Below are 13,189 nucleotides of genomic sequence, written 5' to 3' on the forward strand. Positions count from 1 at the left end.
CCACGGCAGATATCTCGATGAGAACCGATACCCTCCTTGCCCCGCCGGCCGCCGACGCGGCCCGCCGCGACGCGCCGACCGGGCTGATCGTCGCCGCGCTGCTGCTCGTCATGCTGCTGTCCGCGCTCGACCAGACGATCGTGTCGACCGCGCTGCCGACCATCGTCGGCGAGCTCGGCGGCCTCGACCAGTTGTCATGGGTCGTCACCGCGTACCTGCTGTCGTCGACGGTCGTGCTGCCGCTGTACGGCAAGCTCGGCGACCTGTACGGCCGCAAGATCGTGCTGCAGGCCGCGATCGTGCTGTTTCTCGCCGGCTCCGCGCTGTGCGGCATCGCGCAGGACATGACGCAACTGATCGTGCTGCGCGCGCTGCAGGGGCTCGGCGGCGGCGGGCTGATGGTCGTCACGATGGCCGCGATCGGCGATCTCGTGCCGCCCGACCGTCGCGCGCGCTATCAGGGGATGTTCGGCGGCGTGTACGGCCTCGCGACGATCGTCGGGCCGCTGCTCGGCGGCTTCCTGGTCGAACACCTGTCGTGGCGCTGGATCTTCACGATCAACCTGCCGCTCGGTTGCGTCGCGCTCGCGGTGATCGGCATCGCGTTCCGGCCGCACACCGCCCACGTGAAGCACCGGATCGACTACATGGGCGCCGCGTTCCTCGCGACGGCCCTCACCTGCGTGATCCTGTTCACGAGCGAAGGCGGTTCGCTGCTGCCGTGGTCGTCGCCGCAACTATGGATGACGCTGGTGCTCGGCGTGGTCGCGGTCGGCGGCTTCATCTACGAGGAGCGGCTCGCGGCCGAGCCGATCATGCCGCTCGAACTGTTCCGCCAGCGCACCTTCGTGCTGATGAGCCTGATCGGCTTCGTCGTCGGCATCGCGCTGTTCGGTTCGGTCACGTTCATTCCGCTCTATCTGCAGGTCGTGAAAGGCTCGACGCCGTCGCAGGCCGGGATGCAGCTGCTGCCGATGATGGGCGGGATGCTCGCGATGTCGGTGGTCAGCGGTCGGCTGATCTCGCGGCTCGGCACGTATCGGCCGTTTCCGATCGCGGGCACGCTGATCGGCGGTGTCGCGATGGCGCTGCTGTCGACGCTGTCGCTCGACACACCGCTGCACACGATGTACGCGTACATGGCGCTGCTCGGGATCGGGCTCGGCATGGTGATGCCGGTGCTGACGCTCGCGGTGCAGAACACGGTCGAATTCCGGCACATGGGGGTCGCGACGTCGGGCGCGACGCTGTTCCGCTCGATCGGCGGTTCGCTCGGCGTCGCCGCGTTCGGCGCACTGTTCTCGCACGGTCTGCAGTCGCGGATCGTGCAGGCGCTGCCGGCCGGCACCGAGCTGCCGCCCGCGCTCGGCCCGGCGGCCGTGCACCAGTTGCCGGATGCGGTGCGCGATGCTTACCTGCATGCGTTCGCCGGGTCGCTGCATGTGGTGTATCTCGCGGCGGCCGGCGTGATCGCGATCGCGTTCGTGCTCGCCTGGTTCGTCGAGAGCGCGCCGCTGCGCAAGCACAACTGATTCGCAGGCCGGCGGCAGCGATCGCCGGCCGATCGAAGCCACGAGGCGACCGTTCTCCCGATTTGCGATCGCCGTGCCGCCCCGCCCGCCGTCACGGCACCAGCACCACCCCGCCCGTCGTCTGCCGCGACTCCAGCAAGTGATGCGCGTCGGCCGCCTGTTCGAGCGGCAGCCGCGCGCCGATCTCCACGTGCATCCCGCCCGCGAGCCGCTCGAGCGTCGCGCGCGCCGCTTCCCGATACCCCGCCACGTCACGCGCGATGAAACCCAGCACGCTCGGCCGCGCCAGCGCGATTGAGCGGGCCGGCCCGAGTTCGTCGAGATCGATCGTCTGCCGCGCGCCGATCGCGGCGACCTGGCCGATGCTCGCGACCATCCCGAACGGCCGGACCGCGCCGAGCGTACGCGTCAGCACGTCGCCGCCGATCCCGTCGATCGCATAGTCGACACCCGCGCCGCCGCCGAACGCGCGGGCCGCCGCGACGAAATCCGCCTCGCGATAATCGACCACCGCTTCCGCCCCGTGCGCGCGCACCAGCGCCGCCTTCGCGGCCGAGCCGACCGTGCCGATCACCCGTGCGCCGAGCGCGCGCGCCCACTGCGTCGCCAGCAAGCCGACGCCGCCGGCCGCCGCATGCACGAGCACGGTCTCGCCGGCGCCGACCTGCCGCACGCGGTGCAGCAGCATGTAAACAGTAATGCCCTTCAGCAGCCCGGCCGCGGCCGCGTCGTCGCTCACGCCGTCGGGCACGGGCACCACGCGCTCGGCAGGCAGCGTGCGCAGGCTCGTATAGCTGCCGGTCGGCAGTCCCGCATAGGCAACGCGCTGGCCCGGGACGAGCGCCGTCACGCCGGGCCCGATCGCATCGACCACGCCGGCCGCCTCCACGCCGAGCGCGTCCGGCAATGCCGGCAACGGGTGCGCGCCGGTCCTGAAATAAATGTCGACGAAATTCACGCCGACGGCGGTCTGGCGAATCCGCACCTCGCCGGCGCCGGGCGGCGCGACGGGCGCATCGACGCGGCGCAGCACGCCGGCGTCGCCGTAGCGGTCGATCCCGATCCGGGTGGCGGTGGCAGTTTGGGTCATGACGTTCCTCGCAATCGAATGAAGTGACACGATCATCCCATCGTGCATAATCGAACGAAATTCCCGTTATGCGCCCATCTACTGTGCAAAATTCGACCGAACCAACGGCAGTGTCCGCGCCGCCGATGAGCTGGGACGACCTCCGCTATTTCCTCGCGGTGATGCGCGGCGGCAGCCTGTCGGCCGCGGCGCGGACGCTGCAGGTCCAGCATTCGACGGTTGCCCGGCGCATCGACGCGCTGGAGTCCGCGCTCGGCATCCGGCTGTTCGACCGGCTGCCGCGCGGCTGGCCGCCGACCGACGAAGGGCTGCATCTCGCCGAACATGCGGCGCGCGTCGAAACCGACGTACATGCGTTCGCGCGCGCCGCGCAGGGGGCGGCGGCGCTGGACGGGGTGGTGCGCGTGTCCGCGTCGCCGGTGTTCGCGAGCCACTTCCTCGCGCCGCGGCTCGCCCGCGCGCAGCGCGCGTGGCCCGCGCTGCGGATCGACCTGATGGGCGAAATGCACGCGGCCAACCTGTATGCGCGCGAAGCCGACCTCGCCGTGCGCTTGTCACGACCGAACGAGCCGGGGCTGGCCGCGCGCCGGCTCGGCACGATGCGCTTCGCGCTGTGCGCGGCGCCCGACTGGGCCGCCGCGCCGCCCGACACCTGGGCATTCCTCGGTTACGACGACGCGCTCGCGCAAATGCCGCAGCAGCAATGGCTCGAGCGCTTCGCGGCCGGGCGCCGCTTCGCGTTCGTCGCCAACGACCTGGCCGCGCTGCATCGTGCGTGCGTGGCCGGTGCGGGAATCGCGTTGCTGCCGCGCTTTCTCGTCGACGATCCAGCACTCGACGCCCTGCCGGCAGCGTCCCGGTCGCCCGGCGAATCCGAAACCGGCGGTCCCCGCGACGCGGCCGGTGCCCGCGCCAACGCCCACCAACCCGCCCGTGCCGCCGCGGCAACCGACGCAGCCGCCCCCGCGGCGCTCGTCGAACTCACTGCCGCACCACGCTGCGACATCGAGCGCGAAATCTGGCTCGTCGTTCATCCTGACGTGCGCCGGTCGCCGCGCGTGCAACGCGTCGCGGATGCAATCGCCGACGCGGTGCATGCGGCCGACGGGCGGCTCTGACGCCCCGGCCCCGTCAGAACTTCTGCTGCAACCCGGCCATGATTCCCAACTGGTCACGCCCCGCGTCGACCGTCCCGCCGGCGGCGACGGCCTTGGCCGCCGTCGGGCCGTTCAGCATGTAGCCGACCGACGTATAGACGCGCGTGCGCTTCGACAGCAGGTAACTGGCACGCCCGACCAGCAGGGTCGCGCTCGCGCCGGTATTGCGCGCCGACCCGCGTTGCAGGTAGCGCGTGCCTTGCGCGTCGAACGATACCGCCGGCGTCCGCGCGTAGGTCACGCCGGCGAACAGGATATCGGTCTGCACATGGGCCGAGGCCGCGACGTTGTTTCGTATCCACCCCGCGCCGAGCTTCGCTCGCCCCACCACCGCGTAGCCGTCGACGACGGTGTGCGTGCTCGTATGGGCGCTGCTGCCTAGCGGCGCCGCCGTGCCCGGTCCGCCGCGCTTGACATCGCCGGACGCGGCGAAACCGAAACGCGGCGTGTCGTATGCGACCAGCGCCGTATATTGCCGGCACGCGAGCGGATTGCCGGGCACCTGCCCCGCGCAGCCGGTGGCGGAGGGGCCGGCCGGCCCGGCGGCGTCGCGCCCGAAGCTGTAGGTGCCGCCGATCGTGAATCGGCCGAACTTGCCCAGGTAGCCGATCGCATTGTCGCTTCGAGCATTCGGCAGATACGCGTCGAAGTTGCTCGGGGAATGGATCGACGGCCCGATCACGTCGGCGTTGGCGAGCGCATGGGCCGTCATGTTCATCTGCCTGCCGAGCGTGAGCGTTCCATAGGCGCCGCCCAGCCCGACGTTCGCCTGCCGGCCGAACAATCGCCCGCCGCCACCGAGCCGGCCCGTGCCGGGCTGGAAGCCGCTTTCCAGCACGAAGAACACCCGGTATCCGCCGCCGAACTCCTCGACACCCTTCACGCCCCACCGCGACGGCATTGCGCCCGTCAGGTGCGGCATGTCCACCGTCGATCCGCCCTTCGCCGCGCGGTTGTAATAGGAAACGCCAGTATCGACAATGCCGTACAACGTCGTGCCGCCTTGCGCATGCGCGATGCCGGATGCCGCCATCAGCGCCCATGCAAGCGCTCGCCGCTTCGCAACCGTCCGCCTCTCAGCGGAACCGGTCCGCATGACCGGGGCTTTCCATGCGCCACACGACGCAGCGCCCCGTCGTGCCGCATTTGCGCCGGCGCACTGCTCAGGATTGCTTGACATATGCCTGCTGCCGTTCGCCGGGGCTGCCCGCCTGATCTCGATGCGAAGCCGAGCGTCGATGATCGATCAGGCCGACCGCGAGCGCCGCCGCCAGCGCGGGCAGCCCGATCGCCATGAAGTTGCGCTCCAGCGGCAGATCGATGCCGACCAGCACGCCGATGACGATCGGCGCCAGGATCGCCCCGCCGCGGCCGATGCCCAGCGTCCAGCCGATGCCGGTCGAGCGGATCGCGACCGGGTAGAACTGCCCCGCATACGCGCAGTTGACGATCTGCGTGCCGATGGTCGACGCGCCGGCCAGCCCGACCAGCACGAACAGCAGCGCAGTCGGCATCCTGTAGCCGAGCAGCGTGATCGAGATCGCCGCGAGCAGATACATCGAAACGAGCACCGTCTTGATCGGAAAGCGATCGGCCAGCCAGCCGCCGCCGATCGCGCCGACCATCGCGCCAGCGTTCAGCACCAGCACGAACGTCAACGCGGAACCGAGGCTGTAGCCCGCCCCGGCCATCAGCCGGGTCAGCCACGAACTGAGCGCGTACACCATGAACAGGCACATGAAGCAGGCAATCCAGAACATGACCGTGCTGAACCCGCGACCGTCGTCGAACAGCCGGCGCACCGGCGCGTTGCCCGCCTGTTCCTCCCGCGGCAAGACATGGCAGTCGTCCGGTCGGGGCCGGTAAGCGGGATCGAGCCGGCACGCGATGCGCGCGAGCTCGTCCGTCCTGCCGCGCCTGATCAGGAACGACATCGATTCCGGCATCCATTTCATGAGCAGCGGGACAAGCAGCACCGGCGCGCCCGCGGCGACGAACACCGACCGCCATCCGTACGCCTCGATCATCCCCTTGCCCATCACGGCCGCCAGCATGCCGCCCACCGAATAGCCACTGAACATCAGCGTCACCAGCGTGCTGCGCATGCGGCGCGGCGCGTACTCGGTCATGTGGGCGATCACGTTCGGCATCACGCCGCCGATGCCGATCCCCGCCAGAAAGCGGGCGGCGCCGAACAACGCGGGCGTCGGCGCCAGCCCGGCCGCCGCGGTAAAGACGCTGAACAGCGTCAGGCAGGCCGCGATGGCCCGCCGGCGCCCGATCCGCTCGGCGACGGTCCCGAACACGATGTTGCCGAACATCATGCCGAACAGCGCCGAACTCACCATGAAGCCGGCATGCGCGGGGCTGACGCCCATGTTCTTCATGATCGCCGGCAGCGCGATGCCGGCCACCGCGAGATCGTAGCCGTCGAACACGATGATCAGCGCGCACCAGAACAGCACGACACCGTGCAGCGGGCCCAGCCGCGCATCGTCCGAGAGCGCCTGCAGATTGATTTGACGCATGGAGTTCCTTCCTTTTCCAGTGGGGAGGCTTCGAATCAGTACGATCGGCCGGCCCGCATATTTAGTAGTTATCCGAATTTATTTACGAGATGCACCGGCTTCCGGTCGAACGTCGACGCAGTGTAGGAAGCCACAATGATTCCCACTATCCGGAATTTGCAGGCCGCGCACGAATTCAATCCGTTTTTTTCTCACGCCGGGCGCTATCCGGATTTTTCCTGAGCGGGGACAGGACTGTCCGATTCTTGCAACCCCGTGCGATACCTTAGACAAGCCTGACGAAGATCAATATCATCCATTCAGGAGATTTCGCGCACGCAAGAAAAACCGATGCGGCACGACGCGCATCCGCGGCCCAGCCGGATGCACTGCACGGAAATGCCGCACAGGAGACGCCCCATGCCCCTCACGCCGAATGCGGACGTGCTGTCCGCGCTGTACCGGAATTGCCTGTTCCGATCCGGATCGCGCACGGATGCGCACGAGCAGGTTTCGGCGGAACTGGCCGAGCATGTGCTGCGCTGGAAGCACGGCGTGCCCGACGCTGCGCTTTTCAAGGGGCGACTGAATCGTCTGAGCGTCTACGCGCTGCAGTACGGCGCCGAAGTCGAGGTCGTGCCGCGCCCGTTCGACGGCTTTTCGCTCGTCCACACGTCGCTCGCCGGCGGCGCCGAAATCGACTGCGACGGACATGTGATGGACGTGCTCGAAGGACGGACCGCCGTGCTCGCGCCCAGGACGCGCGTGCGCCTGCGCTGGCGGCCCGGCACCCGGCAACTGATCGTCAAGGTCCCCGATGCGCTGCTGCGGCCGGTTTCCGGCCACCCGCCCGACGACGGACCGCCCGCCCTCGCGCCGGGATTTCTGTTGCCGCCTGCACTGGCCTCGCAATGGGACCTGATCGCACAGTCGCTGCTCAACGTCCTCGCGCTGGCCGGCGACGGCGGCATTCGGGCCGAGTGGCGCGACCACTTCGAACGCAGCCTCGCGTTATTCCTGCTCGTACATTGCCCGCCGCCGTCGGCAACCGGGAATGCCCTCGCGTCACCGGAAGCGTGCAACCCACCGGTGACATCCGGATCCCCGGGCGGCATCCGGCAAATGGACGCGCTCCTCGAATTCATCCATGCGCGACTCTGCGCGCCCATTTCGCTCGAGGATCTCGCCAGGGCAGCCGGCGTCAGCTTCCGGACGCTGAACGTGCTGTGCCGCCGCTACCACGGCGCAACCCCGATGGAACTGCTGCGCAACATCCGGCTCGACGCCGCCCGCGTGCAACTGCTGACCGACCCGATGGCCAGCATTACCGATACGGCGCTGACGTTCGGTTTCGGCCACCTCGGCCGCTTTTCGGGCTATTACTTCGCCCGCTTCAACGAGTTGCCGCGCGATACGCAGAGGAAGCGGCTGCCGAACTGAATGCGACGACGCGCGACGTCCGGCCGTCGCCCGGCCGTCGCTTTACGCGCCGGGCAATCGCCCGCATAGTAAGGGTTTGCCCATGCCTCCGCCCGTTGCCATGTCCGCCACCCCCGCCGCCTGCGTCGTCCGCAACGCGACCGATGCCGATCTCGACGCCATTCACGCGATCTACGCGCACCACGTGCGCCACAGCGTCGCGTCGTTCGAGGAGGCGCCGCCCGACGTCGACGAACTGCGCGCGCGCCGCGACGCAGTGCTGCGTCACGGGCTGCCCTATCTCGTCGCGGAATGCGACGGCCGCATCGCCGGCTACGCGTACGCAACGCCGTATCGCACGCGCAGCGCGTACCGCCACACGATCGAGGATTCGATCTACATCGACGACGCGCAGCGCGGCCGCGGCATCGGCCGCGCGCTGCTCGCGGCACTGATCGCGCGCTGCGAAACCGGCCCGTGGCGGCAGATGATCGCGGTGATCGCCGACGGCGGCACCGGCGGGTCGACGTCGCTGCACCGCGCGTTCGGTTTCGAGCCGGCCGGCGTGCTGAAGGCGGTCGGTTTCAAGCACGGCCGCTGGATCGACACCGCGCTGATGCAGCGCGCGCTCGGCGACGGCGCACGCACGCTCCCCGCCGCGCCCGAGCCTGTCGCGTCGCGCTAGAATGGCCGCATGTCAAAACAGACTCCAACCATGCCAGACGAGGCCGCGCCGGATTCCCGCAACGAGTACACGGTCGATGAACTCGCTCGCGTGTCCGACACGACCGTGCGCAACGTCCGCGCGTACCAGGATCGCGGGCTGCTCGCGCCGCCCGAGAAGCGCGGGCGCGTCGGCATCTACGACGACACGCACGTCGCGCGCCTGAAGCTGATCAACCACCTGCTCGCGCGCGGCTACACGCTGTCGAACATCCAGGACCTGATCATGGCGATCGACGAGGGTCACGACCTGCGCTCGATCCTCGGCCTGGAAAACGCGATCGGCGGCCGCTGGTCGCACGAACTGCCGAAAACCTATTCGCTCGCGCAACTCGCGCAGATGTTCGGCCCGCAGACGGCGTCGCAACTGTCGCGCGTGACCGAACTCGGCCTGCTCGAACGGCGCGGCCTGTCGTTCGTCGCGAAAAGCCCCGCGCTGCTCGAGGCGGCAGCCGCGATGACGAAGGAAGGCATCCCGCCGCGCGAGCTGCTCGACGTGATCAGCCTCGCGCGGCCGCACTTCGACGCGATCGCGCGGCTGCTCGTCGATCTCGTCGTGAAGCGGCTCGACCGCTATGACGAAGGCACGCTGCCGCCCGTCACCGACGTGCCCGCGCTCGTCGATGCGATCTGGCGCCTGCGCCCGCTCGCAGCCGTGTTCGTCGAGGGCGAGACGAACCGCGCGCTCGAGAACGCCGCCAGTGCGTATCTGGGCGGTCGCGTCGCGACGATCCTCGACAGGAAACTCAGTGACGAAGCGGCACGCCAGGCCGGCACGTCGGATAGGTCCGATAGGTCCGGCCCGCAAGACGACGGCGACAAAGCATAGGACCGCCGCCGTCATATTCATATCGGCATTGCTTGGTTTGCGGGCCCGACCGCCCATGCGACGATTCTTCCAACCGAGCGGCACACGCCGCTCCCCGAAGACGTTTCGCATGGAGTCCGTTCGATGATTCGTTTCACCCGCTGGATCACCCGCACCGCCGCGACGGCGCTCGTCGCCGTCGCCGCCACATCGGCCTTCGCGCAAGGCAGCGCCGACAAGGTCGTGCGCATCGGCTACCAGAAGGCCGGCCTGCTGTCGGTCGTCAAGACGCAGGGCTCGCTCGAGACGCGGCTCAAGCCGCTCGGCTACACCGTCCAGTGGTTCGAATTCCCGGCCGGCCCGCAACTGCTCGAGGCACTGAACGCGAACAGCATCGACTTCGGCTATACGGGCGCGCCGCCGCCGGTGTTCGCGCAGGCGGCCGGCGTGCGCTTCGTGTACGTCGCCGCGGAACCGCCGTCGCCGCACAACGAGGCCGTGTTCGTGAAGGCCGATTCGCCGGTCCGCTCGCTCGCCGACCTGCGCGGCAAGAAGGTCGCGCTGCAGAAGGGTTCGAGCGCGAACTACCTGTTGCTCGAAGCGCTGAAAAAGGCCGGCGTACGCTACGACGAAATTCACCCGGTGTACCTGCCGCCCGCCGACGCGCGCGCCGCGTTCGAGAGCGGCAACGTCGACGCGTGGGCCGTGTGGGATCCGTACTACGCGGCCGCGCAGAATTCGCTGAAGATCCGCACGCTGTCCGACTACACGGGCCTCACGCCCGCGAACAACTTCTACGAGGCAACGCGTGGCTTCGCGGAGCAACATGCCGACGTGGTCGGCACGATCCTGAAGCAATTGCGCGAGACGGGCCTGTGGGTCAACGGGCACCCGGCCGAGACGGCCGCACTGATCGCGCCGAAGGTCGGCCTGCCGCAGCCGCTCGTGGAAACGTGGATCAAGCGTGTGCCGTTCGGCGCGGTGCCGGTCGATGAGAAGATCGTCGCGGTTCAGCAGGGGGTGGCCGATGCGTTCTATGCGGCGAAGCTGATTCCGCAGAAGCTGAACGTGGCCGATAACGCGTGGACCGACAAGGGCGTGGCGAGCGCGCTCGCGGCGAAGTAACGCACGGTTCGCACTCGTTTCGAACAGGCTGACGGGTACCCTGCCCGTCGGCCTTTTTTGGTTCCGTTCGAATTTTCGGGGAACGTCGGGCGCGCTGGCGGCGTTCGGCCATCTGCCCGCACTTCGAACCGCCATTCACACATCGCTTCCATGCGGTCAATTGACCTTCGCGTGCGGACCGTCGAACGACGGCACTCTGTCAACGACGTATTTGGGTCGACCGTAGCTGCACATCCCTGCCGAAATCTTCTTCTGCGCGTAGCCCGGCGGGGCAATTGCAGAAGTTCGGTCATCGTGACAATACCTCGCTGACGGGCCGGACTCGTACTTCCGGGTTCGGCCAACAAGCGTCATTCGCACATGCCAATTCGAAGTCTGGTCGCAGACTTTATTCGGTCGACGCGAAATCCTCTTCTCTTGAATTCAGGATTCCGCTCAGTGTGAGCAGACCCGCATCGAGCTGCCCCATGGTTGGCGCAGCAAGCGCAAGCCTGACGGCGTTCGGCGCGTGGCCTGGCGAGGCCGCGAAGGTGGTCGACGGCGTCAACGCGATGCCTCGTCGGGCTGCGGCTGCGACTAACGCCTGCGAGCGCCAATGGGCTGGAAGCTTCAACCACAGATGAAAGCACTTTCCGTTCGTCTGAATGTCGAAATCCGACAGACGGTCGGCGGCCAGCTTCTGACGGGCCACGGCGTCGAGGCGTTTCAGTCGTGCGAGTTCGGCAACCGTACCGTCGCTCATCAAGCGCTGCGTGGCCGCAAAGGCAAATCCCGATGCCGTCCATCCGCCCGAGCGCACCGACGCCATCACGGTTTCACGTAACCTACGCGGCGCCACGACGAATCCCAGCGTCAATCCCGGCGCTACCTTCTTCGACAGGCTGTCGATCACAACGCAATTCTCGGGTGAAAGCGCCGCAAGCGGCGGCTCGTCGTCGAGGAAACCGTACACATTGTCCTCGATGATCGGAATGCCGAGCTTTTCTGCGACACGCAAAAGATCTTCTCGTCGCGCAGCATTCATCGTCATGCCCAACGGATTCTGGATTGCGGGCTGAATATAGATCGCCGAAAGATTTGCCTCCCGGTGCGCTTTGAGTATGGCGTCGGGGCGCACGCCGCCTTCGTCCATCGCGAGTGGAACCAATGTGATACCGAGCCGAACCGCGATACCTTTGATAAACGGGTAGGTCAGGGATTCGACGCCGCAGCGCCCGCCCGTCGGAACAATGGCGCCGACCGCGGCGGCAATGCTTTGTCGTCCATTCCCCGTGAAGACCAATTGCTCAGGAGAAGGCGCCCAACCGTCGCGTGTCAGGCATGCGGCCGCGACGTTCCTCAGAGCGGGCGTTCCACTGCTTGTTGCCTGACTCAGGGCGCTCGCGAGTTCGGTAGCCCTTTCAAGCCCGCTCAGGCTTCTCGCGATGAGTGTCGCTTGGTCGGGAAGTATCGGGTAATTGAACTCCAGATCGATCCGGACGTCCCGCGGTTCGCTTGGCGCCGCCGCTCCGCGCCTTGCGTCGCCCGAAACGAACGTTCCTCTCCCTACCTCACCGACGGCGAGCCCTCGTCGCAACAACTCTGCATAGACCCTGCTGGCCGTCGACACGGCGATCTTGCGCTGGTCCGCGAAATTCCGCTGCGGAGGAAGCCGGTCGCCCGGCCTGAGCGTTCCGTCAGCAATGTCCGCGGCGATCGCGTCGGCCAACTTCAGGTATTCCGACTTTGACATTCAATGCACCGAGTTCAATGAATATTGCACCGAGATCAATGTATTTATTGCACCGATATATCATCCGGTGCATTCTGTCTTCACCCCAGATTGTACCGGGATTGCAACGCTTCCACGGCCTATCTGCACGCGCCTTGTTTCGACGAAATCCGCGCAGGCGTCGCATTGACCTCGGAGCATTCATGGAGATGCAATATGCCTTTCACCGCTTCGTTTGCCGCCCGCCCCGCGCATGCGGGAAGGACGACGGGACCTTCACACCTGTTGGGCGGGTGTGACGTCGATCGCGCGAGGTCATCGGGATGATCTCGTCGACCGGCATGGATCTGCAACTGACATTCATGACGATACTGATCGCCTTTGCGGGTGTGTTCGTGATCTCGTTCATGAAAGGGGCGTTCGGCGGCGGCTTTTCGATCGTCGGTATTCCACTGCTGTCGTTGGTGATGGATCCGGTTACCGCGGGCGGAATGCTCGCTCCGTTGTTCATCGCAATGGACCTGTTCGCATTGCGCTACTGGAAGCCTTCGACATGGTCGAAGCCGGACCTGTTGCTGCTTTTGCCGGGACTGGTGACCGGGATCGGCGCCGGCTATCTGACCTTCCGACTGCTCGACCACCGCGCGATTGCAATTGTGATGGCGGCGATTACGCTGATCTTCGTCGGACTATGGTTGGTCGGAGGCGCAGCGTTGACGGTCCGTCCGCGTTCCAGGCCAAAGGCGATCACAGCGGGTCTCGCCTCGGGCGTGACCACGATGGTCGCGCATTCGGGCGGCCCGCCGCTCGCAATGTATCTGCTGCCTCTTGGCCTCAGCAAGGAAGTGTACGCGGGGACGACGAGCATGTTCTTTACCGTGGGGAACGCGACCAAGGCAGTGCCATGGCTGCTGCTGGCCAGGCCGACCGGCAATGTCTGGATCGTGATGGCGGTCTGCCTCTGCGCAATTCCTGCTGGTATCGTGACCGGTTGGCGACTTCACGCGAAACTGGATCAACGTCAGGTTTATCGAGCCTGCTACGGACTGCTGGTGGTGGCCGCGGTGAAACTGCTTTGGGATGGCGTAACAGGGTATCTCGCATAAACGTGGCAGAC

11 protein-coding genes are annotated in these 13,189 nt (G+C 67.2%); 7 read left to right on the plus strand and 4 right to left on the minus strand.

The features are described from left to right. Nucleotides 1-17: 17 nt before the first annotated feature. Nucleotides 18-1,532: an MDR family MFS transporter gene (locus DIE02_RS19435; protein ID WP_124488142.1), complete on the plus strand. Its 1,515-nt coding sequence runs from the start codon at nucleotides 18-20 to the stop codon at nucleotides 1,530-1,532. A 91-nt stretch (nucleotides 1,533-1,623) separates the two neighbouring features. On the opposite strand, the gene DIE02_RS19440 is transcribed toward DIE02_RS19435, so the two are convergent. Then, entirely contained in the window at nucleotides 1,624-2,622 is a 999-nt protein-coding gene (locus DIE02_RS19440) for a quinone oxidoreductase (RefSeq protein WP_124488143.1), read from the minus strand. A 125-nt stretch (nucleotides 2,623-2,747) separates the two neighbouring features. Here DIE02_RS19440 and DIE02_RS19445 point away from each other — a divergent pair, with 125 nt between their 5' ends. Further along, nucleotides 2,748-3,740, plus strand: a complete 993-nt coding sequence (locus DIE02_RS19445; protein ID WP_124488144.1) for a LysR family transcriptional regulator — start codon at nucleotides 2,748-2,750, stop codon at nucleotides 3,738-3,740. Between the two features lie 13 nt (nucleotides 3,741-3,753). Here the strand turns inward: DIE02_RS19445 and DIE02_RS19450 are convergent, their stop codons facing one another. Continuing rightward, the gene (locus tag DIE02_RS19450) at nucleotides 3,754-4,812 is read right to left on the minus strand and encodes a porin (protein WP_409362227.1); all 1,059 of its coding nucleotides are present in this window, start codon (nucleotides 4,810-4,812) and stop codon (nucleotides 3,754-3,756) included. Nucleotides 4,813-4,942: 130 nt separating this feature from the next. After that, nucleotides 4,943-6,307 carry an MFS transporter gene (locus DIE02_RS19455; protein WP_124488146.1) on the minus strand — a complete coding sequence of 455 codons (1,365 nt, stop codon included), beginning with the start codon at nucleotides 6,305-6,307 and terminating at the stop codon, nucleotides 4,943-4,945. A gap of 423 nt (nucleotides 6,308-6,730) precedes the next feature. On the opposite strand from DIE02_RS19455, the gene DIE02_RS19460 reads away from it, so the two are divergent. The 4 genes from DIE02_RS19460 (at nucleotide 6,731) to DIE02_RS19475 (ending at nucleotide 10,361) form a co-directional block, all read left to right on the plus strand. Continuing rightward, nucleotides 6,731-7,726, plus strand: a complete 996-nt coding sequence (locus tag DIE02_RS19460) for an AraC family transcriptional regulator (RefSeq protein WP_409362228.1) — start codon at nucleotides 6,731-6,733, stop codon at nucleotides 7,724-7,726. Nucleotides 7,727-7,826: 100 nt separating this feature from the next. After that, nucleotides 7,827-8,390, plus strand: a complete 564-nt coding sequence (locus tag DIE02_RS19465; RefSeq protein WP_124488147.1) for a GNAT family N-acetyltransferase — start codon at nucleotides 7,827-7,829, stop codon at nucleotides 8,388-8,390. A gap of 9 nt (nucleotides 8,391-8,399) precedes the next feature. After that, nucleotides 8,400-9,257: a MerR family transcriptional regulator gene (locus DIE02_RS19470; protein ID WP_124488148.1), complete on the plus strand. Its 858-nt coding sequence runs from the start codon at nucleotides 8,400-8,402 to the stop codon at nucleotides 9,255-9,257. Nucleotides 9,258-9,380: 123 nt separating this feature from the next. Next, the gene (locus DIE02_RS19475; protein ID WP_124488149.1) at nucleotides 9,381-10,361 is read left to right on the plus strand and encodes a sulfonate ABC transporter substrate-binding protein; all 981 of its coding nucleotides are present in this window, start codon (nucleotides 9,381-9,383) and stop codon (nucleotides 10,359-10,361) included. Between the two features lie 388 nt (nucleotides 10,362-10,749). Here the strand turns inward: DIE02_RS19475 and DIE02_RS19480 are convergent, their stop codons facing one another. Beyond that, entirely contained in the window at nucleotides 10,750-12,093 is a 1,344-nt protein-coding gene (locus DIE02_RS19480) for a PLP-dependent aminotransferase family protein (RefSeq protein ID WP_124488150.1), read from the minus strand. A 302-nt stretch (nucleotides 12,094-12,395) separates the two neighbouring features. Here DIE02_RS19480 and DIE02_RS19485 point away from each other — a divergent pair, with 302 nt between their 5' ends. After that, on the plus strand, nucleotides 12,396-13,178 hold the full coding sequence (locus DIE02_RS19485) for a sulfite exporter TauE/SafE family protein (RefSeq protein WP_124488151.1): 783 nt from the start codon (nucleotides 12,396-12,398) through the stop codon (nucleotides 13,176-13,178). The last annotated feature ends 11 nt before the right edge of the window (nucleotides 13,179-13,189 follow it).

It is taken from the genome of Burkholderia sp. Bp8991, from assembly GCF_003853795.1.
GTDB lineage: Bacteria > Pseudomonadota > Gammaproteobacteria > Burkholderiales > Burkholderiaceae > Burkholderia.